General features: G+C 61.0%; 21 protein-coding genes. 13 read left to right on the top strand and 8 right to left on the bottom strand.

The genetic code is table 11. The features are described from left to right. Positions 1 to 111: 111 nt before the first annotated feature. Positions 112 to 753 carry an HD domain-containing protein gene (locus ABIE16_RS19555; protein ID WP_154860931.1) on the bottom strand — a complete coding sequence of 214 codons (642 nt, stop codon included), beginning with the start codon at positions 751 to 753 and terminating at the stop codon, positions 112 to 114. Positions 754 to 1,058: 305 nt separating this feature from the next. On the opposite strand from ABIE16_RS19555, the gene ABIE16_RS19560 reads away from it, so the two are divergent. Next, entirely contained in the window at positions 1,059 to 2,024 is a 966-nt protein-coding gene (locus ABIE16_RS19560; RefSeq protein WP_090452021.1) for a GlxA family transcriptional regulator, read from the top strand. Between the two features lie 145 nt (positions 2,025 to 2,169). Here the strand turns inward: ABIE16_RS19560 and ABIE16_RS19565 are convergent, their stop codons facing one another. Then, the gene (locus ABIE16_RS19565; RefSeq protein ID WP_429521752.1) at positions 2,170 to 4,569 is read right to left on the bottom strand and encodes a penicillin acylase family protein; all 2,400 of its coding nucleotides are present in this window, start codon (positions 4,567 to 4,569) and stop codon (positions 2,170 to 2,172) included. 102 nt (positions 4,570 to 4,671) lie between these two features. Next, positions 4,672 to 5,253 carry a DUF6436 domain-containing protein gene (locus ABIE16_RS19570; protein WP_057712858.1) on the bottom strand — a complete coding sequence of 194 codons (582 nt, stop codon included), beginning with the start codon at positions 5,251 to 5,253 and terminating at the stop codon, positions 4,672 to 4,674. 96 nt (positions 5,254 to 5,349) lie between these two features. Between ABIE16_RS19570 and ABIE16_RS19575 the strand changes: the two genes are divergently transcribed. Continuing rightward, entirely contained in the window at positions 5,350 to 6,297 is a 948-nt protein-coding gene (locus tag ABIE16_RS19575) for an alpha/beta hydrolase (RefSeq protein ID WP_429521753.1), read from the top strand. Positions 6,298 to 6,402: 105 nt separating this feature from the next. Here the strand turns inward: ABIE16_RS19575 and ABIE16_RS19580 are convergent, their stop codons facing one another. Further along, entirely contained in the window at positions 6,403 to 7,155 is a 753-nt protein-coding gene (locus ABIE16_RS19580; protein ID WP_223500734.1) for a DUF2059 domain-containing protein, read from the bottom strand. A gap of 108 nt (positions 7,156 to 7,263) precedes the next feature. Between ABIE16_RS19580 and ABIE16_RS19585 the strand changes: the two genes are divergently transcribed. Both ABIE16_RS19585 and ABIE16_RS19590 read left to right on the top strand, forming a co-directional pair. After that, positions 7,264 to 7,896: a 2OG-Fe(II) oxygenase gene (locus tag ABIE16_RS19585; RefSeq protein WP_218494670.1), complete on the top strand. Its 633-nt coding sequence runs from the start codon at positions 7,264 to 7,266 to the stop codon at positions 7,894 to 7,896. A 2-nt stretch (positions 7,897 to 7,898) separates the two neighbouring features. Then, entirely contained in the window at positions 7,899 to 8,384 is a 486-nt protein-coding gene (locus ABIE16_RS19590; protein WP_429521754.1) for a DUF523 domain-containing protein, read from the top strand. Between the two features lie 116 nt (positions 8,385 to 8,500). Here ABIE16_RS19590 and ABIE16_RS19595 read toward each other — a convergent pair whose 3' ends face one another. Continuing rightward, entirely contained in the window at positions 8,501 to 9,094 is a 594-nt protein-coding gene (locus tag ABIE16_RS19595) for a transporter substrate-binding domain-containing protein (protein ID WP_429521755.1), read from the bottom strand. 135 nt (positions 9,095 to 9,229) lie between these two features. Here ABIE16_RS19595 and ABIE16_RS19600 point away from each other — a divergent pair, with 135 nt between their 5' ends. Further along, positions 9,230 to 9,652: a DUF4399 domain-containing protein gene (locus tag ABIE16_RS19600; protein ID WP_057712864.1), complete on the top strand. Its 423-nt coding sequence runs from the start codon at positions 9,230 to 9,232 to the stop codon at positions 9,650 to 9,652. 61 nt (positions 9,653 to 9,713) lie between these two features. Here ABIE16_RS19600 and serA read toward each other — a convergent pair whose 3' ends face one another. Beyond that, a complete protein-coding gene (serA, locus tag ABIE16_RS19605) occupies positions 9,714 to 10,943 on the bottom strand; it encodes a phosphoglycerate dehydrogenase (RefSeq protein WP_007976393.1) in 1,230 nt (409 codons plus the stop codon). Between the two features lie 206 nt (positions 10,944 to 11,149). Between serA and ABIE16_RS19610 the strand changes: the two genes are divergently transcribed. The 4 genes from ABIE16_RS19610 (at position 11,150) to ABIE16_RS19625 (ending at position 15,456) form a co-directional block, all read left to right on the top strand. Then, positions 11,150 to 12,544: an FAD-binding oxidoreductase gene (locus ABIE16_RS19610; protein ID WP_032829505.1), complete on the top strand. Its 1,395-nt coding sequence runs from the start codon at positions 11,150 to 11,152 to the stop codon at positions 12,542 to 12,544. 38 nt (positions 12,545 to 12,582) lie between these two features. Next, a complete protein-coding gene (locus ABIE16_RS19615) occupies positions 12,583 to 13,248 on the top strand; it encodes a fumarylacetoacetate hydrolase family protein (protein WP_429521756.1) in 666 nt (221 codons plus the stop codon). 256 nt (positions 13,249 to 13,504) lie between these two features. After that, the gene (locus ABIE16_RS19620; RefSeq protein ID WP_429521757.1) at positions 13,505 to 14,431 is read left to right on the top strand and encodes an SdiA-regulated domain-containing protein; all 927 of its coding nucleotides are present in this window, start codon (positions 13,505 to 13,507) and stop codon (positions 14,429 to 14,431) included. A 107-nt stretch (positions 14,432 to 14,538) separates the two neighbouring features. Beyond that, on the top strand, positions 14,539 to 15,456 hold the full coding sequence (locus ABIE16_RS19625) for an SdiA-regulated domain-containing protein (protein ID WP_429521758.1): 918 nt from the start codon (positions 14,539 to 14,541) through the stop codon (positions 15,454 to 15,456). A gap of 147 nt (positions 15,457 to 15,603) precedes the next feature. Here the strand turns inward: ABIE16_RS19625 and rpiA are convergent, their stop codons facing one another. Next, on the bottom strand, positions 15,604 to 16,278 hold the full coding sequence (gene rpiA / locus ABIE16_RS19630; RefSeq protein ID WP_046039153.1) for a ribose-5-phosphate isomerase RpiA: 675 nt from the start codon (positions 16,276 to 16,278) through the stop codon (positions 15,604 to 15,606). 275 nt (positions 16,279 to 16,553) lie between these two features. On the opposite strand from rpiA, the gene ilvA reads away from it, so the two are divergent. Continuing rightward, the gene (gene ilvA / locus ABIE16_RS19635) at positions 16,554 to 18,068 is read left to right on the top strand and encodes a threonine ammonia-lyase, biosynthetic (RefSeq protein WP_057712867.1); all 1,515 of its coding nucleotides are present in this window, start codon (positions 16,554 to 16,556) and stop codon (positions 18,066 to 18,068) included. Between the two features lie 40 nt (positions 18,069 to 18,108). Then, positions 18,109 to 18,534 carry a DUF2269 domain-containing protein gene (locus ABIE16_RS19640; protein WP_057712868.1) on the top strand — a complete coding sequence of 142 codons (426 nt, stop codon included), beginning with the start codon at positions 18,109 to 18,111 and terminating at the stop codon, positions 18,532 to 18,534. Positions 18,535 to 18,653: 119 nt separating this feature from the next. Here ABIE16_RS19640 and ABIE16_RS19645 read toward each other — a convergent pair whose 3' ends face one another. Beyond that, entirely contained in the window at positions 18,654 to 19,310 is a 657-nt protein-coding gene (locus ABIE16_RS19645) for an HAD family hydrolase (protein WP_150813768.1), read from the bottom strand. A gap of 143 nt (positions 19,311 to 19,453) precedes the next feature. Here ABIE16_RS19645 and ABIE16_RS19650 point away from each other — a divergent pair, with 143 nt between their 5' ends. Both ABIE16_RS19650 and ptsP read left to right on the top strand, forming a co-directional pair. Further along, a complete protein-coding gene (locus ABIE16_RS19650) occupies positions 19,454 to 19,933 on the top strand; it encodes an RNA pyrophosphohydrolase (protein WP_053163553.1) in 480 nt (159 codons plus the stop codon). A 22-nt stretch (positions 19,934 to 19,955) separates the two neighbouring features. After that, entirely contained in the window at positions 19,956 to 22,235 is a 2,280-nt protein-coding gene (ptsP, locus tag ABIE16_RS19655; protein ID WP_057712870.1) for a phosphoenolpyruvate--protein phosphotransferase, read from the top strand. The last annotated feature ends 43 nt before the right edge of the window (positions 22,236 to 22,278 follow it).

The following is a 22,278-nucleotide window of genomic DNA, read 5'->3' on the forward strand; positions in this document are numbered from 1 at the left end:
TCGCCCCGATTCAAAATGTGGGAGCGGGCTTGCTCGCGAAAGCGTTGTGTCAGTCAATGTGGATGTAGACTGACACGACCCCTTCGCGAGCAAGCCCGCTCCCACATTTGCTTATGCGACCCAGGGAGATTTGCGAATGACCTCGACGAAGTTCATCGGCTTGAACCCCGGCTCCTGATCCACCAGCACATCAGTCTTCACATTGCCGAACGTTGTCTGCGGACGATGGCGCAAGCCGTCGGCAAACGCGCAGATGATGCACTCCTTGAATCCCTCGCCCCGTGGATGCGCATGCACCACCGCTTCGCGCTGCACGCTGGAAAACGCCGCGTAGTCCATGCCCAGCACGTCCATCTCGACGCCAGCCGTGACCAGTGCCACGGTGGGCCGTAAATGCTGAGGCACGCCCGGCGTGGTGTGCAGGGCAATCGATAGCCAGACCTGTTCGATGTCGTCATCGCTCAATCCGTAAGGCTTGAGGAACGCCGCTGCCGCGTTGGCACCGTCGACTTCGAAGCGCTCGTTGTCGCTGCGATGACCTTGCACCAGTCCCAGGTCATGGAACATCGCGCCGACGTACAGCAACTCCGGGTTGTAGGCCAGTTGCTTGCGCTCGCCGCTCAGAGCACCAAACAGGAAGACCCGACGCGAGTGGTGGTAGAGCAGGTCGGACTCGATGTCGCGGATGTATTCGGTGGTGGCCTTTGCCAGTGCGCTGTCGGGGATCTTGATGCCGGCGATGGTGGTGCTCATGGAGTTTTCCTCGTCGTGAACGCCTTGGCGGCGCTGAGGGTTTCAGTCTGTTACGGCCCCGGAAACCGGACAATCGATCCATGGCTGCGATCCCGGCCAATGAGCGTGCATATCGCGCCAACCTCGCTTGTTGGGCGTGGATTGGCTAGGGTGCATGCAGACCCTGTAGGAGCGAGCCTGCTCGCGATGGAGGTCAACGATGACGCCGGCTGCCTGGATGAACGCGGTGCCCTCACGTGCATCGCGAGCAAGCTCGCTCCTACAAAGGGACGGTGCAATCAGATCCAAGGGAGGCGATTCACGTCATGAGTAAAACCGTAGCCATCGTGGTATTCGCCGGCGTTCAGTCGCTGGATGTCACCGGCCCCATGGATGTGTTTTCCGAGGCCAATCGCTTCCTTGCCCCGCAGGATCACTATCGGCTGGAGGTGATCGGCGTCGAGCGCGGGATGATGGCGTGCTCCAACGGTTTGGCCCTCAATGCCCATCGGCATTTCAGCGAAGCGCTGGAGCCGTATGACCTGTTGCTGGTGGCGGGCGGGCCGCAGTTGCCGTTCATGGATTTCGGCATGGCATTCGACGGCTGGTTGCGCGATGCTTGCGTGCGGGCCAAGCGCTTCGGCTCGATCTGCAACGGCGCGTTCATGCTCGCCCGGGCCGGATTGCTGGAGGGGCGCACGGTCACTACGCATTGGCAGGACGCATCGGATCTGGCGGCGCTGTGCCCCTCGTCCCGGGTGGAAGCGGATCGACTGTATGTTGAGGACGGCGAGCTGTTCACCTCGGCCGGGGTCACAGCGGGGATCGATCTGTCGTTGTATCTATTGGGCCGGGATCACGGGCCGGAAGTTGCACTGAGCGTCGCCAAGCGGCTGGTGGTGTTCACCCAGCGTTCGGGCGGGCAGTCGCAATTCAGCCCGTTCCTCACACCCCACGCCGAAGCGGATTCGGCGGTAGCGATGGTGCAGCATTACGTGCTGGCCAACCTGACGGGCGACCTGGCCATCGCCGACCTGGCCAATGCCGCCAACATGAGTGCGCGCAACTTCTCCCGGGTGTTTGCCAGGGAAGCGAAAATCACCCCGGCCGAGTTCGTCGAGCGAGCGAGGGTCGATGCGGCGCGCACGCTACTGGAAAGCACCCGTGCGCCGCTCAAGACCGTGGCCTATCAATGCGGTTTTCGCGATGCCCAGCACATGCGCAGTGTGTTCAATCGCAGGTTGGGGGTGACGCCGCAGCAGTTCCGGCTGAACTTTGCGGCGATGGTTTGAGCTGAATTTGTAGGCGTCTATCAGGGTCCCATCGCGAGCAAGCTCGCTCCCACAGGTTTCTCTGGTGTTCACATAATTTGTGTTCGACACAGATCCTTGTGGGAGCGAGCTTGCTCGCGATGAGGCCAGCCCGGCCAGCAAAAATCTATGGTACAGCCCGCGCCGGCAACAGCTTCAACGTACTGCGGGTATTGGCCGTGACCTCTTCTTCATTGAGATGCGCCTGGAAGTACATCCCCTCGACGTAGGCCTCGGCCTGATCATCATAGTGGCTGTCGAACAGGACTCCGCTCTGGCCGACCGGGTTGATGGTCAGGCTGTGGGCCGGGTCGGCGAAGTCGATCAGGCGCCGGGTCGAAGGGCCGTAGGTGACAGGCCACGGAGCTGGGCCGATCTTCGCCGAGAGGTTGTTCGGCACTTCATGACTGCCAGGTGCGGCGAAGGGGCCGACATTGAAGAACAGGTCCAGCGGTTTTTGCTGCCCGAGCGGATGGCCATGGGTCAATGTGTGCGCGCTGCCCCACTGCCATTGCGAGGCGTCTGCGCCGAGGGTGCTCTTGAGGTGCGCGAGGCTGGCTTGCCAGGCGGCCTTCACCGTGTCGGCACGGGTTTCCTTGCCGAGGGTGCTGCGGTTGTCCCACCACGGCGAATCGGCGCTGGCAGCCAGGCGGGGGAGCGCGGCGTCGATCACCCGGGTCGAGAGCAGCGTTTCGAAGAAGTCGTTACCCAGTTCATCGCGCATCGTCGCGTCAGTCAGGTTGAACAGGAACTGGTTGAACAGCGTGGCGTTGGTCGAGTCGAGCGGGTAATCGCCTTTCCACTGGGCCAGTTGCTCCACCAGTTTGAGTTCGGCGGGATCGCTCACCACTTCGCGCAACACCGGCAACAGCGGTGCCAACAGACGCGGGCCGTAGGCGGTAGTGGTGCCCAGTTGCAGTTTCTGGCTGTTTTCCAGGTCCCATTTGATCGCTTTGTCGCTGAGCTGGCGATTGAGTTGCTGGCCGCGATCGGCAAGGTTGTAGTAGCCGGGAATCTCCATGCCGGTTGGCGACACCGGCTGGAAGTTGGCCGAGACGATGTAGCCCCGGGCCGGGTTTTCTTCCTGAGGGTTGGCGCTGAACGGGTAGAAGCCATCCTTGTCCGCCTCGGCGGTGCTGCCGTCGAGGATGAACCACGGGCGTACACCCGCCGGGCGTTTAGGCAATTGCGCCGCCGCCCACCAGCCGATATCTCCCTTGGCATTGGCCCAGACAACGTTCAGGCCCGGGGCCTGGATTTTTGCCGCGGCACCACGGGCCTTGGCCAGGGTGTCGGCGCGATTGAGCTGGTAGAAACCCTCCAGGATCGGGTTCTGGCTTTCGAGAAATGCCCACCACATGGCAATCGGCGTTTTACCGACGCCGCTGCCCAAGGCATCGTTGACGATCGGCCCGTGGGGCGACTGACGCAACACCAGGGTGACTGGCGCCTGGCCCTTGACTGCGATCTGCTGCTCGCTGGTCGTCATGTCCACCCACTTGCCGCGATACCAGACCTGATTGGGGTTGTCCGGGTTGACCTTCTCGGCGATCAGGTCGAGGTCGTCATTCTGGAACATGGTGATGCTCCAGCCGAAGTCGTGGTTCATGCCCAGCGACGCAAACGGCATCAAGGCCTGATAGTGGCCGTAGAGTTCGAAGCCGGGCGCCGAGAGCTGCGCTTCGTACCACACCGACGGCGCGGAAAAACGGATATGCGGATCACCCGCCAGCAGCGGCTTGCCGCTTTGGGTCCGGCTGCCCGCGACGACCCAGGCGTTGCTGCCCTCGAACTGTGGCAGGCCGTTGTCAGCCAGGGCTTGTTCGCTCAAGCGGGCGAGGGCGTTGAGGTCTTTCCAGTCGGCGCTGGCCAAGGTGGTGCCGGTCCCGTTGAGCACGCCCTTGGGCTGCCAGTCGAGATCGAAGATGTTCAGGTATTGGGGCCCCAGTTGGTCGCGCACGAATGTCAGCAAGGGTTCGGTACGAAATGCCGCAGCAAAACTGTAGGCCATGTAGCCGGCGATGCTGATGGTGTCCTGGGCCGTGAACGGGCGTTTTGGAATGCCCAGCACTTCGAACTCCACGGGTTTGGCGTGGCTGTCCTGATACTGATTGATGCCGTCCAGATAGGCTTGCAAGGCGATGAAGGAGGGCGACTGCTTGTCGAGGTTCGCCAGGTAAGTTTCTGCGCGTTCGCGAATGCGCAGGCTGCGCATCAGTTTGTCGGTGTCGAGCAGCTTCGGCCCGAGCACTTCAGCCAGTTCGCCACGGGCCAGGCGACGCAGGACTTCCATCTGGAACAGGCGGTCCTGGGCATGCACGTAGCCGAGTGCGCGGTACAGGTCGGTTTCGTTGTCGGCGCGGATGTGCGGGATGCCACGTTCGTCGTAGCGCACGGTGACGGAGCCTTGCAGGTGTTGCAGTTCCACCATGCCCTGGCGTGACGGCTGCTTGCTGTAGAGGTACCAGCCGGCTCCGGAGGCCAGCACGACGATCAACAGAGCGAGAGCGGTCAGGCTGCGTTTCATAAGAGTCCTTGTTGTTATTGTGATTCCTGATGCCACTGTGTAACACGGGGTGCCGATTTGGCGCATCGCCCGTAGGAGGGATTCGTATTACCCCGTCTTTCCCTATTTAGTTGGATCGACAGGCCACGGGCAGTAACACCCCACCGCCAGTGTGTGTGTGGCACTCACCGCACGGCCTTCATCCAGCGCTTGCAGGATCGGCTCGATAAAGCTGTTGCTCGAGTTGCAGGTCAGGCCTTCGCTGTAGGGGCCGAAGTACGCCAGTTTGCCGCTGCGATCCCAGATCGCCACGGCCGGGCTGGCGGGGATCTGTTCTGAGCCGGGCAGGATGTCGATGGTTTTGAGGCTGCTCAAGGTGCTCGGCAATTGGCCGTGGCTACCGGGTTTTTGCACGGCATAGAATTCCACGCCATGGGGTAGGTAGCGCTCCACCAGTTCGGTCAGGTGTTGTTGATTGCCGACATTGCACGGGCAGGCCGGGTCCCAGAAATGCACAAGGCGGATGGCGCCAGGGCCGGCGAGGGATTCGGGAAGGCGTAGCGGATCACCGGAAAACATCGCGGTGTGCTCGCTGAACGCCCGCAGGTAACGCCCCTGAAACCAGTCGTAGGCCGCCCACAATACGCCAGCACACACCACGGCGAGCAGGCTGGCAAACAGGGGGGCGCGAAGGGGCGAGCGCATCGGTTCAATCCTCGAAGGGTGGCTAGCTTGCCATGCTTGCCGCGACAGATGAATATCGCAGGCCTATAAAGTCCGTTTCACGTTCTGGAATCGTCCATGCCGGCTACTTTCGACCCTGATCTTCTACGTGCAAGCCTGCTGCCATTGGCTGCCGGGCAGCCGTTGTCGGCGCAGGCACAGGCTTACCAGCGATTCTACGGGCTGGATTTTGCCCCGCGTCAGGTGCGCAGCGGCCTTGGGCGATTCGAGGTCGACGGTTATGAGCTGGTCAGCCAGTTCTGGTGGCCCGAGCGAGCCAAGGCGACGCTGTTTGTCATCCACGGTTTCTACGACCACACCGGGCTCTATCGGCATGTGATCGAGTGGGCGCTGGACCAGGGCTTTGCGGTGATTGCCTGCGACTTGCCGGGGCATGGCCTGTCCAGTGGCGAACGGGCGAGCATCAAGGATTTCGCCGAGTATCAGGACGCATTGCAAGGGTTGTTCCGCGAGGCGCAATCCCTCGACTTGCCGCAGCCGTGGCACTTGTGCGGGCAGAGCACCGGCGGGGCGATCGTGATCGATCATGTGTTGAATGCGGGGGCGAGCAGCCCGGCCCAGGGCCAGGTGATTTTGCTGTCGCCGCTGGTGCGGCCGCGGGCGTGGGGTTGGTCGCAACTGAGTTACTACCTGCTCAAGCCTTTCGTCAAAGCCATCGCCCGGCGTTTCAGCGAGAACTCCAACGACCCGGCCTTTCTGCCGTTTCTGCAGGCCGATCCGTTGCAGCCGTTGCGCCTGCCGACAGCCTGGGTGGGTGCGTTGGCGCGCTGGATCAAACGCATCGAGGCCGCACCCATGAGCACCCGCCGGCCGCTGATCGTGCAGGGGCAGGCCGACATGACGGTGGATTGGGAGCACAACCTGGAAGTGTTGCGGGGCAAGTTTGATCGGCCGCAGGTGCTGATGCTGCCCGAGGCACGACATCATCTGGCGAATGAGACGCTGGTGATGCGGCAGGAGTATTTCGGGTTTTTGACCAGGCGGATAAAAGGCCGTAATTCCTAGCGCCTGTTCTGGCCCCTTCGCGAGCAAGCCCGCTCCCACAGAGGGGCGGTGTGCACAGATCCAATGTGGGAGCGGGCTTGCTCGCGAAAGCGGTCGAAACGAAAATCACTGGGTCAAGTTCGAATTGCTCTGCCCCACCGCCAACCCCGCCCGAATCGCCGCCAGCGCCGCTTGATAATAAGCCTGGCCTTCCGCCGATTCGGCAAAGGTCGCGAACTCTTCCAGTTCGTTGTCCGACAGGTCGCGATAGACATACAGCAGTGTGTTGTTAAGGTCGCTACCGATCTGCTCCATCAGGCGCTGGCGCTGGCCGTTGAGCATACCCTGGGCCTGACCGGCACCGAGCAATCCCGGGATCATCGAGCTCAGGCTGTCGGCGGCAACCCCGGCAATCGCCAGGCTGACTTCCGCGCCGGCCTCGCGTGCGGGCAGGGCTTGTGCCAAATGGCCGATGATCAACATGCGGCTGTCGCTGGCCTGCATCTTCGGCAGACCCTTGGCGTTTTTTGCCAGTTGGTCGCGACGGGTCGCCAGCAACTCGGCGGCGACGATTTTCTTGCCCAGGGGCGACTGGAAAAACGTCAGCGCGGGTTTGGGGTCAGCGAGGTTCTTGCGCAATTGCGCTTCGGCGCGCTGGTCCACGGCCTGGGGGGAAAAACGCTGATTGCTGTTGCTGACCAGTGCCTGAAACACCGCCGGGGGCAGGCTGCCCTGGTAGCGTTGCTGAGCAGCCGAAAGGGCATCGCTGAAATGCGCGCGTTGTTCCGGCCAGCCGGCGACCTTGTACAACTGATCGTGGCCGTCTGCCCAGGCGGGCAAAACGCAAAACATCAGCAGGGATAAAAGCAAACGGCGCATAGGGACTCCAGTCAGCAGGCGACTATTCTCCGTGTGGCACCCCTGCTTGTCGAGAATTCGTATCAACCCGCTGCGCGGCTCTGTCGGATTTCCGGGCACAGGAATACTATGCGCGCCATGCAAATATCCTCTGATCACCCGCTGCTGCTACGAATCGTCGACGACCTGGCCGAGCACGGCTGGTCGCAGCAGAATATTTTCCTGCCTCAGGACTTGACCCGAGAGCTGGCGGCCGAGTGTCGCAAACGTGCTGCCGAGGGTCAGCTGGCTCCGGCCGCCGTGGGCCGTGGGCCGTCATCGGAGATCCGCGAAGGGATTCGTGGCGACCATATCCAGTGGATCGACCCCGGCCAGGCCGAGGCGTGCGACAGCTATCTGAGTTTGATGGACAGCCTGCGCGAGGCGATCAATCGCGGTCTGTTTCTCGGCCTGGAGGATTTCGAAAGCCATTTTGCGATGTACCCGCCCGGCGCCTTCTACCTGAAGCACGTCGACCGTTTTCGCGATGACGACCGGCGCATGGTTTCGGCGGTGGTTTATCTCAATGACGGCTGGCTTCCCGAACACGGCGGCCAGTTGCGCATGTACCTCGACAATGATCGCGTCTACGACGTGGAACCTGTCGGTGGCTGCCTGGTGGTGTTTCTCTCCGGCGAGGTTCCCCACGAAGTCTTGCCCGCGACCCGGGATCGCCTGTCGCTGACCGGCTGGTTCCGCCGGCGCGGCAACGAGCCGTTCTGATCATGCAGAAAATTCTCGTCAGCCGCTGCCTGTTGGGCCACAGGGTTCGTTACGACGGCGGGGCCAGTGGGCCGTTCGATCAGCTTCAGCAGTGGCTTGATGAGGGTCGGGTCATACCGTTGTGCCCCGAGGTGGCTGGTGGATTGCCAACACCTCGGGCGGCGGCGGAAATTCCAGGCGGGCAGGGCACGCAAGTCCTCGATGGCCAGGCGTTGGTGATCACCACCGAGGGCGAGGACGTTAGTGCGCAGTTTCTGTCGGGGGCGTATCAGGCACTGGAACTGGTAAAAAAGCATGGCATCCGCATCGCCGTCCTCAAGGCCAACAGCCCGTCCTGCGGCAATTTGCTGACCTATGACGGAACGTTCAGCGGCGTGAAAGTCAGTGGCGAGGGCGTGACGGCGGCGCTACTCAACCGTCACGGGGTGCAGGTGTTCAGTGAGCTGGAGTTGCCGCAGGCGGCACAGGCTTTATTGACGCTGGACTGACAACCAACACAAAACCAATGTGGGAGCGGGCTTGCTCGCGAAGGGGGCATGTCAGTAGAAAGGGATGCTGACTGATACACCGCCTTCGCGAGCAAGCCCGCTCCCACAGTTGGGTTTCATTGTTCTTTCGGCTTGGGTGTCACACCCGCATCCGCCCCCAGCCACTTCTGTTCCAGCGCTTGCAGTCGCCCATCATCCTTGATCCGTTGCAATGCGTTTTCCAGGCTGGCTTGGAACGCCGGATTACCCTTCTGAAACGGAATCGCCAGGTTCACGGCCGGGTTGGTTTTGGGCTTCTCTTCCGTCAGCGATTGGACCAGCAAAATGGAGCGAGGCTCTTCTTTCTGCGCGATCAATTGCGCATTGGTTTGAATGTAAGGTTCGCTGAAGTCGAAACGATCCTTGAGATTCGGGGTCACTGCTATGTGGTTGATAGCGATGTCGTATTTGCCGCTTTCGACGCCGGTCAGCAGATCGCTGCCGTCGGTGACGACGAAGTCGGCCCGGACATCGAGTTCACTTGCGAGCAGTTGGCCCAACTCGATTTCGAAGCCGGTGAGCTTGTCGTCATCCTTGAAATTGAACGGGGGAGTGTTGGCTTCAACGGCAATGCGCAATTCGCCCCGGTCGTTGACGTCATCAATCAATTCGGCATGAGCCAAAGGGCTCAGAAGGGGTAGCAGGCAGATCAGGCCAGGCAGAAAGCGCATGGTCACTCCTTTGAATTTATTATCGCGATCCTCTGATTCAGGCTCGCTTTGCTATGGTTGTCGAGTGCCTTCGACAACGAATGGCCGTGAAGTTGTCATGGTCACGCGAATTTTACGGAAAAACTGGAGAAGAGAATGAAAACCTTTATGTCACGTGCTGCTTTGGCTGGCCTGTTGATGGGTGTTTCGGTGCTGGCCAGTGCAACGCCGGCTCCGAAGGGCGCCGAAGTGTCCATCGTGTCTCCCAAGGATGGCGCGACGGTTCCACAGACGGTCGTCGTCAAGTTCGCTGTCGAGAACGTTGCCCTGGCACCGGCGGGCAATACCACCAAGAACACCGGTCATCACCACTTGCTGATCGACGTCGACGAACTGCCAGCCGCCGGTGCGCCGATTCCCAAAGATGCCAACCACCAGCATTTCGGCAACGCGCAGACCCAGGCTGAAGTAACGCTCACGCCGGGCAAACACACCTTGCAGCTTGAACTGGGCGATAGCAACCACATGCCGTTCGATCCGCCGATCGTTTCCGAGAAGATCACCGTCAACGTCAAGTAACGTTGTAGCGTGAATGAAAAAGGGAGCCCGAAGGCTCCCTTTTTTGTCGCTCAAGTCGCGATCAGAACAACACACGGCTACGGATGGTGCCCTTGACGTGTTGCAGCTTCTCTTGCGCCAGGTCCGAGTACTCGGCGTCGACGTCGATCACTACGTAGCCAACCTTCTCGTTGGTCTGCAGGAACTGACCGGAGATGTTGATGCCGTTTTCGGCGAAGACTTTGTTGATCTCGCTGAGCACGCCCGGAATGTTTTCGTGGATGTGCAGCAGGCGGTGCTTGCCAGGGTGAGCCGGCAGGGCCACTTCCGGGAAGTTCACGGACGATACCGACGTACCGTTGTCGCTGTACTTGACCAGTTTTTCCGCCACTTCCAGGCCGATGTTGGCCTGGGCTTCAGCGGTGGAGCCACCGATGTGCGGGGTCAGGATCACGTTGTCCAGGCCACGCAGTGGGCTTTCGAACTCTTCGTCGTTGGAGCGTGGCTCCACCGGGAATACGTCGATGGCCGCGCCGATCAGGTGCTTGTCCTTGATGGCAGCCGCCAGGTGGTCCAGTTCGACCACGGTGCCGCGGGCGGCGTTGATCAGGATGCCGCCTTTCTTGATGGCGCGGATTTCCTTCTCGCCCATCATCCACTGGGTGGCGGCGGTTTCCGGTACGTGCAGCGAAACGATGTCGGACATCGCCAGCAGCTCGTGCAGGTTGCCTACCTGAGTGGCGTTACCCAGTGGCAGCTTGGTAATGGTGTCGTAGAAGTACACCTGCATGCCCAGGCCTTCCGCCAGGACCGACAGTTGAGTACCGATCGAGCCGTAACCGACGATGCCCAGCTTCTTGCCGCGGATCTCGAAGGAATTGGCCGCGCTCTTGATCCAGCCGCCACGGTGGCAGGAAGCGTTCTTCTCAGGGATGCCGCGCAGCAGCAGGATCGCTTCGGCCAGCACCAGCTCCGCTACGGAACGGGTGTTGGAGTACGGTGCGTTGAACACCGCGATGCCGCGTTCGCGGGCCGCGTCCAGGTCGACCTGGTTGGTGCCGATGCAGAAACACCCTACAGCCACGAGCTTCTTCGCGTGATCGAAGATCTCTTCGGTCAGTTGAGTGCGGGAGCGAATGCCGATGAAGTGAGCATCAGCGATCTTTTCCTTGAGCTGGGCTTCCGGCAGAGAACCAGTGAGGTACTCGATGCTGGTGTAGCCCGCCGCCTTGAGGACGTCGACAGCCGATTGGTGGACGCCTTCGAGAAGAAGGAACTTGATCTTGCTCTTATCGAGAGAAGTCTTGCTCATCTGCGTAAACCTGTATCCCGGAGAAAAATGGCAGGAAAGGGAGCAGCCCGGAGCTGACCCGCACGGCAGGAAAGCCGTCACCGCAGAACAGCCCTTGGGCACTATCCTGCGGGGTCGTTATGCTAGCATATGCACCCCGCTAAACACTCATTCCTGCGACGTGAAGCGTTCTCAGGATGACCATGAATTGTTCGAGAGTTCTGTCGATGACCAATCCTGCCCTGATTGAAGAGCTGAAGACCCTGGTTGAGCCTGGCAAGGTGCTGACCGATGCCGACTCCCTGAATGCTTACGGAAAGGATTGGACCAAGCATTTCGCCCCGGCCCCGACCGCCATCGTGTTCCCCAAGACCACCGAGCAGGTCCAGGCCATAGTCCTGTGGGCCAACAAACACAAGGTGGCGCTGGTGCCGTCGGGTGGTCGTACCGGTCTTTCCGCGGCAGCGGTGGCGGCCAATGGTGAAGTGGTCGTGTCGTTCGACTACATGAACCAGATCCTCGACGTGAACCTCACTGACCGCACGGCCGTTTGCCAGCCTGGCGTGGTCACCGAGCACCTGCAGAACGTGGCCGAAGAAAACGGCCTGTACTACCCGGTGGACTTCGCTTCGGCAGGTTCGAGCCAGATTGGCGGCAATATCGGCACCAATGCCGGCGGGATCAAGGTGATTCGCTACGGCATGACCCGAAACTGGGTTGCCGGCATGAAAGTGGTCACCGGCAAGGGCGACGTGCTGGAGCTGAACCGTGACCTGATCAAGAACGCCACCGGCTACGACATGCGTCAGCTGTTCATCGGCGCCGAAGGCACCCTCGGGTTCGTGGTCGAAGCGACCATGCGCCTGGACCGCGCGCCGAAAAACCTCACCGCCATGGTCCTCGGCACCGCCGATTTCGACTCGATCATGCCGGTGCTGCACGCCTTCCAGAGCAAGCTTGACCTGACCGCCTTCGAATTCTTCTCCGACAAAGCCCTGGCCAAAGTCATGGCCCGTGGCGATGTGCCGGCGCCGTTCGAATCCGATTGCCCGTTCTACGCGCTGCTGGAATTCGAAGCGACCACCGAAGAAGTGGCCAACCACGCCCTGGAAACCTTCGAGCACTGCGTCGAGCAGGGCTGGGTGCTGGACGGCGTGATGAGCCAGAGCGAAACCCAGTTGCAGAACCTGTGGAAGCTGCGCGAATACATCTCCGAAACCATTTCCCACTGGACGCCGTACAAGAACGACATTTCGGTCACCGTATCGAAAGTTCCGGCATTCCTGAAGGAAATCGACGCGATCGTCGGTGAACACTACCCGGATTTCGAAATCGTCTGGTTCGGCCACATCGGCGACGGCAACCTGCACTTGAACATCCTCAAGCCGGATAACCTGAGCAAGGATGAGTTCTTCGCCAAGTGCGCCACCGTCAACAAGTGGGTGTTCGAAACCGTCGAGAAGTACAACGGTTCGATCTCCGCCGAGCACGGCGTGGGTATGACCAAGCGTGACTACCTGACCTACAGCCGCTCGCCGGTCGAGATCGAGTACATGAAAGCGGTCAAGGCGGTGTTCGACCCGAACGGCATCATGAACCCGGGCAAGATTTTCGCTGTTTGATTTTCGAACTTTAAGAGCCAACGAAGCAGGAGTCGGTAATGAGCTATCAGCACCAGTATGTCGACGGTACGCGCATTCACTTCCCGTTGGGGAAAGTGGTGTGCATCGGCCGTAACTACGCCGAACACGCCAAGGAACTGGACAATCCGGTGCCGACCGAGCCACTGCTGTTCATCAAGCCGGGCAGTTGCGTGGTGCCGCTGGAAGGTGGTTTCAGCATTCCGACCGAGCGCGGTTCGGTGCATTACGAAGCAGAAATCGCGGTGTTGATTGGCAAGCCGTTGTCGACCAAACCGAGCCGCGAAGAAGTGCTCGACGCCATCTCCGGTTTCGCTCCAGCCCTGGACCTGACCCTGCGCGACAAGCAGGCCGAGCTGAAATCCAAGGGCCTGCCCTGGGAAATCGCCAAGTCCTTCGACGGCGCGGCAGTGCTTGCTCCGTTCGTGTCCGGCAGCACGTTTGCCGACCTGACCGACATCGGCATCCGCCTGACCATCAACGGTGAAGTGCGCCAGGACGGTAACAGCAGCGCGATGCTCAACCCGATCGTGCCGATGATCCAGCACATGGCCGGCTGCTTCTCGTTGCAGGCCGGGGACGTGATCCTCACCGGCACGCCAGTGGGCGTTGGCCCGCTGAATGTCGGTGACGAGATCGTTCTTGAATTGACGGGCGCCAGCAGTTTCACCAGCAGCGTTCGCTAGTCCAGGCACCGCCAAACCCTGTGGGAGCGGGCTTGCTCGCGAAGAGGGCGTGACAGTCGACTAAGTGTTGCCTGACACACCGCTTTCGCGAGCAAGCCCGCTCCCACATTGGTTTTGTGGTGGCCTGTAGATGGCTCACCCTGTCATTTCCCGTTTTTTTCACATCCAGTCTGGATAATTTCAGGGCTTTCGGCCTCTGAGCCGGCCCCAAACTGTGCTATTACCCCTAGCCTGAATTTCTGGAACGCATTCCCCGATGGCCACTTCTCCGCTTTCCACGCTTGAACCTGTCCGCCGTTCGCGCTTCGCCCTGCGTTGGCACACCTGGCTACTGCTGGTGGCCGTTGTCGCCTACGGCGTTGCATTTGCCATGCACTGGGATGCGCGGGCCGTGCTCTGGGTGAAAGAGCAATTCAAGAGCCCGGCCGAGCGACAGGCGAGCATCTGGCTGCCGGACTATCGTGCGGTGATCGACGCCAAGCCGTTGCCGGGCATGGAGAAGGATGAAGCATCGGACATGGTCTACGACCCTCAGGCCAAGACTCTGTTTTCGGTCATGGGCAAGAACCCGTTCCTGGTCGAATTGAACTTGCAGGGCGATGTGCTGCGCAAAATGCCGTTGGTGGGCTGGAGCAACCCTGAGGGCGTCACCGTGCTGGGCGACGGCCGGCTGGCCATTGTCGATGAGCGCGAGCATCTGATCTCTATCGTCAAGGTCGATGCCGATACCCGCGAATTGAATATGGCCGACTTCCCGAAATACGACCTCGGGCCTTCCAGCGACCAGAACAAGGCGTTCGAGGGTGTCACCTGGGACCCGAGCAATCAGCAACTGCTGCTGGGCGAAGAGCGCCCGCCGGCATTGTTTGCCTGGAAAGGTGACGGCAAGGTCCTGACCGGCGACAAGCTGAAGCTGGCCAGCCATGCACTGGACATGCGCAACCTGTCTGCCTTGGCCGTCGACCCGCGGACTGGCCACATGCTGGTGTTGTCCGCCGACTCGCACCTGTTGCTGGAGCTGGACAAGAAGGGTGAGCAGGTCAGTTTTATCACCCTGCTGCGTGGCTTCAACGGCCTGAAAAAAACCATTCCCCGTGCCGAAGGCGTGACCATGGATGAAGCGGGCACGCTGTACATGGTGAGTGAGCCGAACCTGTTTTATCGCTTCGAAAAACAGAAGTAACCAACGCCTGCGCTGATTGCCTGTACGTAAAAGGCCAGCGGCCATTAAGCTTCAGTTCAGACGGGCGTGATATTTCATCCGCCTGTTTTGACCCCGAGCCCACCCGAATGCGTCGATTTGCCCGCCCCAAATCCCTGATCCTGATCCTGTCGGTGATCTTGCTGATCGCATTGATAGCGATCGCCCAGTACATGCGCCTGTTCGAGCGTACCTGGTTCAATCTGCATACGCTGTGGCAGCCGGTGAGTTCCCGGTCGATGGGCCTGGACCAATACCAGGTCGTGACCGAGGCGCAGGTGATCGATGGCCTGGCCGACAACGTTTCAGCGCTGACCTACGACCCGGTACGCAAAAGCCTGTTCACCGTCACCAACAAACGAAGCGAGCTGATCGAGTTGTCGCTCAACGGCAGGATCTTGCGTCGTGTGGCGCTGGTCGGTTTCGGCGATCCGGAGGCGGTGGAGTTCATCAGCGAAGATATCTACGTGGTCACTGACGAAAGTCAGCAGCGGCTGATCAAGATTCGTCTGGAGCAGGACACCACTTTCGTTGATGCGGCAGATGCCGAGCAGATGACCATTGGCGTTCACATGGGCGGCAACAAGGGCTTCGAGGGCCTGGCTTACGATTCAGTCGGCAAGCGCCTGTTCGTCGCCAAGGAGCGCAACCCGATGCTGATCTACGAGGTGCACGGTTTTCCGCGCTTCAATCCTGAAGAATCCTACTCGGTGCACGTGATCAACGACCCCAAGCGTGATGCCGGGATGTTCGTGCGGGATCTGTCGAGCCTGCAATACGATGAGCGCAGCGGGCATTTGCTGGCGCTGTCGGATGAGTCGCGATTGATTCTGGAGCTGGATGTGGATGGGCGGCCGCTGAGCACAATGTCATTGAGCAAGGGACGCCATGGCCTGCAAAAAACCGTGCCGCAAGCGGAGGGGATCGCCGTGGACGACGACGGTACGCTGTACATCGTCAGCGAGCCGAACCTGTTCTACGTGTTCAAGAAACCCACGCAACTCTAACTAACACCCCAAAACGACTGTGGGAGCGGGCTTGCTCGCGAAGGGGTCGTGTCAGTCGACAGAGATATCAACTGAGAGACCGCTTTCGCGAGCAAGCCCGCTCCCACAGGTTTTTCATCTGCCCACAAAAAATGTGGGCGGTCTTGGTTACTCAGCGCGCAGGGTCTTCACGCCTTCGCTGGTCCCCAGCAACAACAGATCCGCCGGACGTGCCGCGAACAAACCGTTGGTGACCACGCCGACGATCGCATTGATCTGCGTCTCCAGCTCCACCGGATTGGTGATCTGCATGTTGAACACGTCGAGGATGATGTTGCCGTTGTCGGTCAGCACGCCTTCGCGGTAAACCGGGTCGCCGCCGAGCTTCACCAGCTCGCGGGCCACGTGGCTGCGGGCCATCGGGATCACTTCCACCGGCAACGGGAAAGTACCGAGGACCGGCACCAGTTTGCTGGCGTCGGCGATGCAGATGAAGGTCTTGGCCACGGCCGCGACAATCTTCTCGCGGGTCAGGGCAGCGCCGCCGCCCTTGATCAGGTTCAGGTGCTCGTCGCTTTCATCGGCGCCGTCGACGTAGAACTCCAGATCGCTGACGGTGTTCAGTTCGTACACCGGAATCCCGTGGCCCTTGAGACGCGCGGCGGTGGCTTCGGAACTGGCGACGGCGCCGTCGAATGCGCCCTTGTGCTTAGCCAGCGCGTCGATGAAGCAGTTGGCGGTGGAGCCGGTGCCGACCCCGACGATGCTCTTGTCGTCGAGTTTCGGAAGGATGAAGTCGACGGCGGCCTGAGCCACTGCCTGTTTGAGTTGATCCTGGTTCATGCGGGCTCCGGGGTGCCTGGGAGGGGACGAAAGGCCGGCATTATAGGCTTCGGGGCGGGGAAGGTCATTGCCCGATTGGCAGATCAGGTGCGTTCCCGATTCCTGTAGGAGCGAGCTCGCTCGCGATGGACTTGAACGATAACGCGTAAAACCAGGTACCCCGCGGCGCCTTTGGGTTTCTCGCGAGCAAGCTCGCTCCGACAACAGGTGGTCGTACGGACAAAAGCCGGGTTAGACTCCGTGGTCCTGCCCAACCCGCTCAGTGATGCTTTCCGATGCTTGAACAGTACGTCAAAAAGATCCTCACCTCGCGCGTTTATGACGTTGCCGTAGAAACTCCGTTGCAGTCTGCCCGCCAGCTCTCCGAGCGGCTGGGCAACAGCATTTGGCTCAAGCGCGAAGACTTGCAGCCGGTGTTCTCGTTCAAGATTCGCGGCGCCTACAACAAGTTGACCCAGTTGAGCGACGAAGAGCGCGCTCGCGGCGTGGTCACCGCGTCGGCCGGCAACCATGCCCAGGGCCTGGCCCTGGCGGCGAAGGTGTTGGGCGTGAAAGCGACCATCGTCATGCCCAAGACCACCCCGGAGATCAAGGTCGAAGGCGTGCGCTCCCGTGGCGGCAAAGTGGTGCTGCACGGCGACTCGTTCCCGGAAGCCCTGGCCTACTCGCTGAAACTGGTCGACGAAAAAGGCTACGTCTACATTCACCCGTACGACGATCCCCACACCATTGCCGGGCAGGGCACCGTGGCGATGGAGATTCTGCGCCAGCACCCGCAGCCATTGGATGCGATTTTCGTCCCGGTGGGTGGTGGCGGCCTGATCGCCGGCATCGCGGCGTACGTGAAGTACCTGCGCCCGGACATCAAGATCATCGGCGTCGAACCGGATGACTCCAATTGCCTGCAAGCGGCCATGGCGGCCGGCGAGCGCGTGGTACTGCCGACCGTAGGCCTCTTCGCCGACGGTGTTGCGGTGGCCCAGATCGGTCAGCACACCTTTGACATCTGCAAAGACCATGTCGACGAAGTGATCACCGTCAGCACCGATGAAATCTGCGCCGCCATCAAGGATATCTACGACGATACCCGCTCGATCACCGAACCTGCCGGCGCCTTGGGCGTGGCCGGGATCAAGAAGTATGTCGAGCAACGCGGCGTCAGCGGCCAGACCTTCGTGGCCATCGACTCCGGGGCCAACGTCAACTTCGATCGCCTGCGCCACGTCGCCGAGCGTGCGGAGCTGGGCGAGGGCCGCGAAGCGATCATCGCCGTGACCATTCCCGAGAAACCGGGCAGCTTCAAGGCGTTCTGCGAGGCCATAGGCAAGCGCCAGATCACCGAATTCAACTACCGCTACAACACCGGCAGCGAAGCGCACATCTTTGTCGGCGTGCAGACCCATCCGGAAAACGACCCGCGCAGCGCGCTGATCGCCAGCCTGAGCGAGCAGGGTTTCCCGGTGCTGGACCTGACCGACAACGAACTGGCCAAGCTGCACATCCGCCACATGGTCGGCGGGCGTGCGGCGCATGTGGTCGACGAAGTGATTCTGCGTTTCGAATTCCCGGAGCGTCCGGGCGCGCTGTTCAACTTCCTCAACAAGCTGGGCGGGCGTTGGAACATCTCAATGTTCCACTACCGCAACCATGGCGCGGCGGATGGCCGGGTCGTCGCGGGCCTGCAGGTGCCCCACGACGAGCGCCACCTGGTGCCGGCGGCGCTGGAAGAAATCGGTTACCCGTACTGGGACGAAAGCGACAACCCGGCCTATCAGCTGTTTCTTGGCTGAACGGCTACGCTGACGGGCAAGGCAATAAGGAAATCTGACAATGGAAACGTTAACTGCTCTGAAAGCGGCGCACATGGTGGCGACAGTTGTACTGCTGGCTTGTGCGCTGGGGCTGGGAGTCTGGGTTTTGCTGGCGCGGCGCAAGGGTGACGCGACGGCGGGTAGTCGCACCTTGCAGCGGCCAAGGGTGTTTGTCTGGCTGCTGATGGGCCTGGCGCTGCTGAGCATGCCGTTTACCGGCTGGTGGATGGTGCACCTGGTGGGCTGGCCGCTGGGGCAGACCTGGTTGCTGGCCTCCAGCGTGCTGTACACCGTGGCGGCACTGGCGTGGTTCTGGCTGCTGGTGCGGCTCAACAAACTGCGCAAGACACCGGGTGGCGTGGGGAAATTCACCTTTGCCTTGGCGTTGTTCAGCTTTGTCTGCTTTGTCGCCATTGCGGGGTTGATGGGCGCCAAGCCTGTGTAGGAGCAGCCGGTCGACGCTCGATTGCTCGCGAAAAACTCAAGATCGCCGCGGGGCATCAGGTGCCCCGCGTTATCGTTAACGACCATCGCGAGCAAGCTCGCTCCTACAGTAAGGCGATATCAACCGCGCAGGCTGATCACCGGCCAGCCACGCTTCTCGGCCTCGGCCCGCAGGTTCGGATCCGGATCGACCGCCACCGGATGGGTCACCTGCTCCAGCAACGGAAAATCATTCATCGAATCGCTATAGAAGTAGCTGTCTTCCAGCGTAAACCCGGTTTCCTCCAGCCAGCGATTCAAGCGCGTTACCTTGCCCTCGCGGAAGCACGGCACGTCGGTGCTGCGCCCGGTGTAGCGGCCATCGACCATTTCGCATTCTGTGGCGATCAGGGTTTCGACCCCCAGGCGCTCGGCAATGGGCCCGGTGACGAAGCGATTGGTCGCAGTGATGATCACCAGTTTGTCGCCGGCGTCGCGGTGCTTCTTCAGCAGCTCAAGTCCCTTGGGCAGCACGATCGGTTCGATGCAGTCGCGCATGTAATCGCTGTGCCACTGATCCAGCGTGGCCATTTCGGTGCGGCCGAGTACTTCCAGGCAGAAGTTCAGGTAAGCAGCGTTATCCAGTTTGCCGGCCAGGTAATCCTGGTAGAACGCATCGTTGCGAGCCTTGTAGGCGACGGCGTCGAGAAAGCCGCGCTCGCACAGGTAATCGCCCCAGGCGTGATCGCTGTCACCGCCCAGAAGGGTGTTGTCCAAATCGAATAAAGCCAGGCGCATTGCAGTTACCCGCTGAAAAGTCAGTAAAAAGGCGACAAGAATACGGTCTTTTCACAAGAGTGCACATAAGGTAGGAACCTTCGTTGCCGCCTTCACAACCTTTGTGGAACAATGCGGCGACATGCGTTTGCGAGGTTGTTGCCGTGATCGACCCCGATGGTTTTCGCCCCAATGTCGGGATCATTCTGACGAATGACGCCGGCCAGGTGCTATGGGCTCGCCGAATCAATCAAGATGCCTGGCAGTTTCCGCAGGGGGGAATCAACCCCGAAGAGACGCCAGAAGACGCCTTGTACCGCGAGCTGAACGAAGAAGTGGGCCTTGAGCGCGAAGATGTTGAAATTCTCGCCTGCACCCGGGGCTGGTTGCGCTATCGTTTGCCGCAACGTCTGGTACGTACCCACAGCCAACCGCTGTGCATCGGCCAGAAACAGAAATGGTTTCTCCTGCGCCTGGTCTCCAACGAGCAGCGGGTGCGGATGGATTTGACCGGTAAACCGGAATTCGATGGCTGGCGCTGGGTCAGCTATTGGTATCCGTTGGGCCAGGTGGTGACATTCAAGCGCGAGGTGTATCGACGCGCTCTCAAAGAGCTTGCCCCGCGCCTTTTAGCGCGCGACTGACGACGGAGTTCGACCCCGAGCCATGCTCAATACGCTGCGCAAGATCGTCCAGGAAGTTAACTCCGCCAAGGATCTCAAGGCGGCGTTGGGGATTATTGTGTTGCGCGTCAAAGAGGCCATGGGCAGCCAGGTCTGCTCGGTCTACCTGCTTGATCCGGAGACCAACCGGTTCGTACTGATGGCCACCGAGGGCTTGAACAAGCGCTCGATCGGCAAGGTCAGCATGGCCCCCAACGAAGGTCTGGTGGGTCTGGTCGGCACGCGTGAAGAACCCCTGAACCTCGAAAACGCCGCGGACCACCCGCGCTATCGCTACTTCGCCGAAACCGGTGAAGAGCGTTTCGCTTCGTTCCTCGGGGCGCCGATCATCCACCACCGTCGCGTCGTCGGCGTGTTGGTCATCCAGCAAAAAGAGCGTCGCCAGTTCGATGAAGGGGAAGAAGCCTTCCTCGTGACCATGAGCGCGCAGTTGGCCGGCGTTATCGCCCATGCCGAGGCCACAGGCTCCATCCGTGGCCTGGGTCGTCAGGGCAAGGGCATCCAGGAAGCCAAGTTCGTCGGCGTGCCGGGCTCGCCGGGTGCCGCGGTCGGTACTGCGGTGGTCATGCTGCCGCCCGCTGACCTGGACGTGGTGCCGGACAAGACCATCACCGACATCGACGCTGAACTGGGGCTGTTCAAGACCGCCATCGAGGGCGTGCGCGCCGACATGCGCACCTTGTCCGCCAAGCTTGCCACGCAGTTGCGCCCGGAAGAGCGGGCCTTGTTCGACGTCTACCTGATGATGCTCGACGATGCTGCGCTGGGCAGCGAAGTGACCACCGTGATCAAGACCGGCCAGTGGGCCCAGGGCGCGTTGCGCCAGGTGGTCACCGATCACGTCAATCGTTTTGAATTGATGGACGACGCTTACCTGCGCGAGCGTGCATCCGACGTCAAGGATCTCGGCCGTCGCTTGCTGGCTTATTTGCAGGAAGAGCGCCAGCAAACCCTGGTCTACCCCGACAACACCATTCTGGTCAGCGAAGAACTGACGCCGGCGATGCTCGGCGAGGTGCCGGAAGGCAAGCTGGCCGGCCTGGTGTCGGTACTCGGTTCCGGTAACTCCCACGTCGCGATCCTGGCCCGCGCCATGGGCATCCCGACCGTGATGGGCCTGGTCGACCTGCCATACTCCAAGGTCGACGGCATCCAGATGATCGTCGACGGCTACCACGGCGAGGTCTACACCAACCCGAGTGAAGTGCTGCGCAAGCAGTTCGCCGAGGTGGTCGAGGAAGAGAAACAACTGGCCCTGGGGCTGGATGCGCTGCGCGATCTGCCGTGCGTGACGGTCGATGGCCACCGCATGCCGCTGTGGGTCAACACCGGCCTGCTGGCGGATGTGGCGCGTGCGCAGAAGCGTGGTGCCGAAGGCGTGGGCCTGTACCGCACCGAAGTGCCGTTCATGATCAACCAGCGTTTCCCGAGCGAAAAGGAACAACTGGCGATCTACCGCGAGCAACTGTCTGCGTTCCACCCGCAACCCGTCACCATGCGTACCCTGGACATCGGCGGCGACAAGTCACTGTCGTACTTCCCGATCAAGGAAGATAACCCGTTCCTCGGCTGGCGCGGCATTCGCGTCACCCTCGACCACCCGGAAATCTTCCTGGTGCAGACCCGTGCCATGCTCAAGGCCAGCGAAGGCCTGAACAACTTGCGGATTCTGCTGCCGATGATCTCCGGCACCCATGAATTGGAAGAAGCGCTGCACCTGATCCACCGCGCCTGGGGCGAAGTACGCGACGAAGGCTGCGACGTGCCGATGCCGCCGATTGGCGTGATGATCGAGATTCCGGCGGCGGTGTACCAGACCAAAGAACTGGCGCGGCAAGTGGATTTCCTGTCGGTCGGTTCCAACGACCTGACCCAGTACCTGCTGGCCGTGGACCGCAACAACCCGCGAGTGGCCGACCTCTACGATTACCTGCACCCGGCGGTGCTTCAGGCGCTGCAGAACGTGGTGCGTGATGCCCACGCCGAAGGCAAGCCAGTGAGCATCTGCGGTGAAATGGCCGGTGATCCGGCGGCGGCGGTGCTGTTGATGGCGATGGGGTTCGACAGCCTGTCGATGAACGCCACCAACTTGCCGAAAGTGAAGTGGATGCTGCGCCAGATCAACCTGAGCAAGGCCAGGGAATTGCTGGCTGAGCTCATGACCATCGATAACCCGCAAGTGATTCACAGCTCGTTGCAGCTGGCACTGAAGAACCTCGGGTTGGCGCGGATGATCAATCCGGCAGCAATCAAGCCCCTCTAGAGCTGCGGCGCCCCATTCGCGAGCAAGCTCGCTCCCACACTGG

Source organism: Pseudomonas sp. 2725 (assembly GCF_050434585.1).
Taxonomy (GTDB): Bacteria; Pseudomonadota; Gammaproteobacteria; order Pseudomonadales; family Pseudomonadaceae; genus Aquipseudomonas; species Aquipseudomonas jessenii.

Bases quoted from the DNA above. Each gene is read 5' to 3' on its own strand.
- ABIE16_RS19620 (WP_429521757.1), top strand. From the start codon at position 13,505: ATGGCCACTTCTCCGCTTTCCACGCTTGAACCTGTCCGCCGTTCGCGC.
- ABIE16_RS19575 (WP_429521753.1), top strand. From the start codon at position 5,350: ATGCCGGCTACTTTCGACCCTGATCTTCTACGTGCAAGCCTGCTGCCA.
- ABIE16_RS19640 (WP_057712868.1), top strand. From the start codon at position 18,109: ATGGAAACGTTAACTGCTCTGAAAGCGGCGCACATGGTGGCGACAGTT.
- ABIE16_RS19610 (WP_032829505.1), top strand. From the start codon at position 11,150: ATGACCAATCCTGCCCTGATTGAAGAGCTGAAGACCCTGGTTGAGCCT.
- ABIE16_RS19585 (WP_218494670.1), top strand. From the start codon at position 7,264: ATGCGCGCCATGCAAATATCCTCTGATCACCCGCTGCTGCTACGAATC.
- rpiA (WP_046039153.1), bottom strand. From the start codon at position 16,278: ATGAACCAGGATCAACTCAAACAGGCAGTGGCTCAGGCCGCCGTCGAC.
- ptsP (WP_057712870.1), top strand. From the start codon at position 19,956: ATGCTCAATACGCTGCGCAAGATCGTCCAGGAAGTTAACTCCGCCAAG.
- ABIE16_RS19560 (WP_090452021.1), top strand. From the start codon at position 1,059: ATGAGTAAAACCGTAGCCATCGTGGTATTCGCCGGCGTTCAGTCGCTG.
- serA (WP_007976393.1), bottom strand. From the start codon at position 10,943: ATGAGCAAGACTTCTCTCGATAAGAGCAAGATCAAGTTCCTTCTTCTC.
- ABIE16_RS19645 (WP_150813768.1), bottom strand. From the start codon at position 19,310: ATGCGCCTGGCTTTATTCGATTTGGACAACACCCTTCTGGGCGGTGAC.
- ABIE16_RS19590 (WP_429521754.1), top strand. From the start codon at position 7,899: ATGCAGAAAATTCTCGTCAGCCGCTGCCTGTTGGGCCACAGGGTTCGT.
- ABIE16_RS19555 (WP_154860931.1), bottom strand. From the start codon at position 753: ATGAGCACCACCATCGCCGGCATCAAGATCCCCGACAGCGCACTGGCA.
- ABIE16_RS19570 (WP_057712858.1), bottom strand. From the start codon at position 5,253: ATGCGCTCGCCCCTTCGCGCCCCCCTGTTTGCCAGCCTGCTCGCCGTG.
- ABIE16_RS19600 (WP_057712864.1), top strand. From the start codon at position 9,230: ATGAAAACCTTTATGTCACGTGCTGCTTTGGCTGGCCTGTTGATGGGT.
- ABIE16_RS19580 (WP_223500734.1), bottom strand. From the start codon at position 7,155: ATGCGCCGTTTGCTTTTATCCCTGCTGATGTTTTGCGTTTTGCCCGCC.
- ABIE16_RS19565 (WP_429521752.1), bottom strand. From the start codon at position 4,569: ATGAAACGCAGCCTGACCGCTCTCGCTCTGTTGATCGTCGTGCTGGCC.
- ilvA (WP_057712867.1), top strand. From the start codon at position 16,554: ATGCTTGAACAGTACGTCAAAAAGATCCTCACCTCGCGCGTTTATGAC.
- ABIE16_RS19625 (WP_429521758.1), top strand. From the start codon at position 14,539: ATGCGTCGATTTGCCCGCCCCAAATCCCTGATCCTGATCCTGTCGGTG.
- ABIE16_RS19615 (WP_429521756.1), top strand. From the start codon at position 12,583: ATGAGCTATCAGCACCAGTATGTCGACGGTACGCGCATTCACTTCCCG.
- ABIE16_RS19595 (WP_429521755.1), bottom strand. From the start codon at position 9,094: ATGCGCTTTCTGCCTGGCCTGATCTGCCTGCTACCCCTTCTGAGCCCT.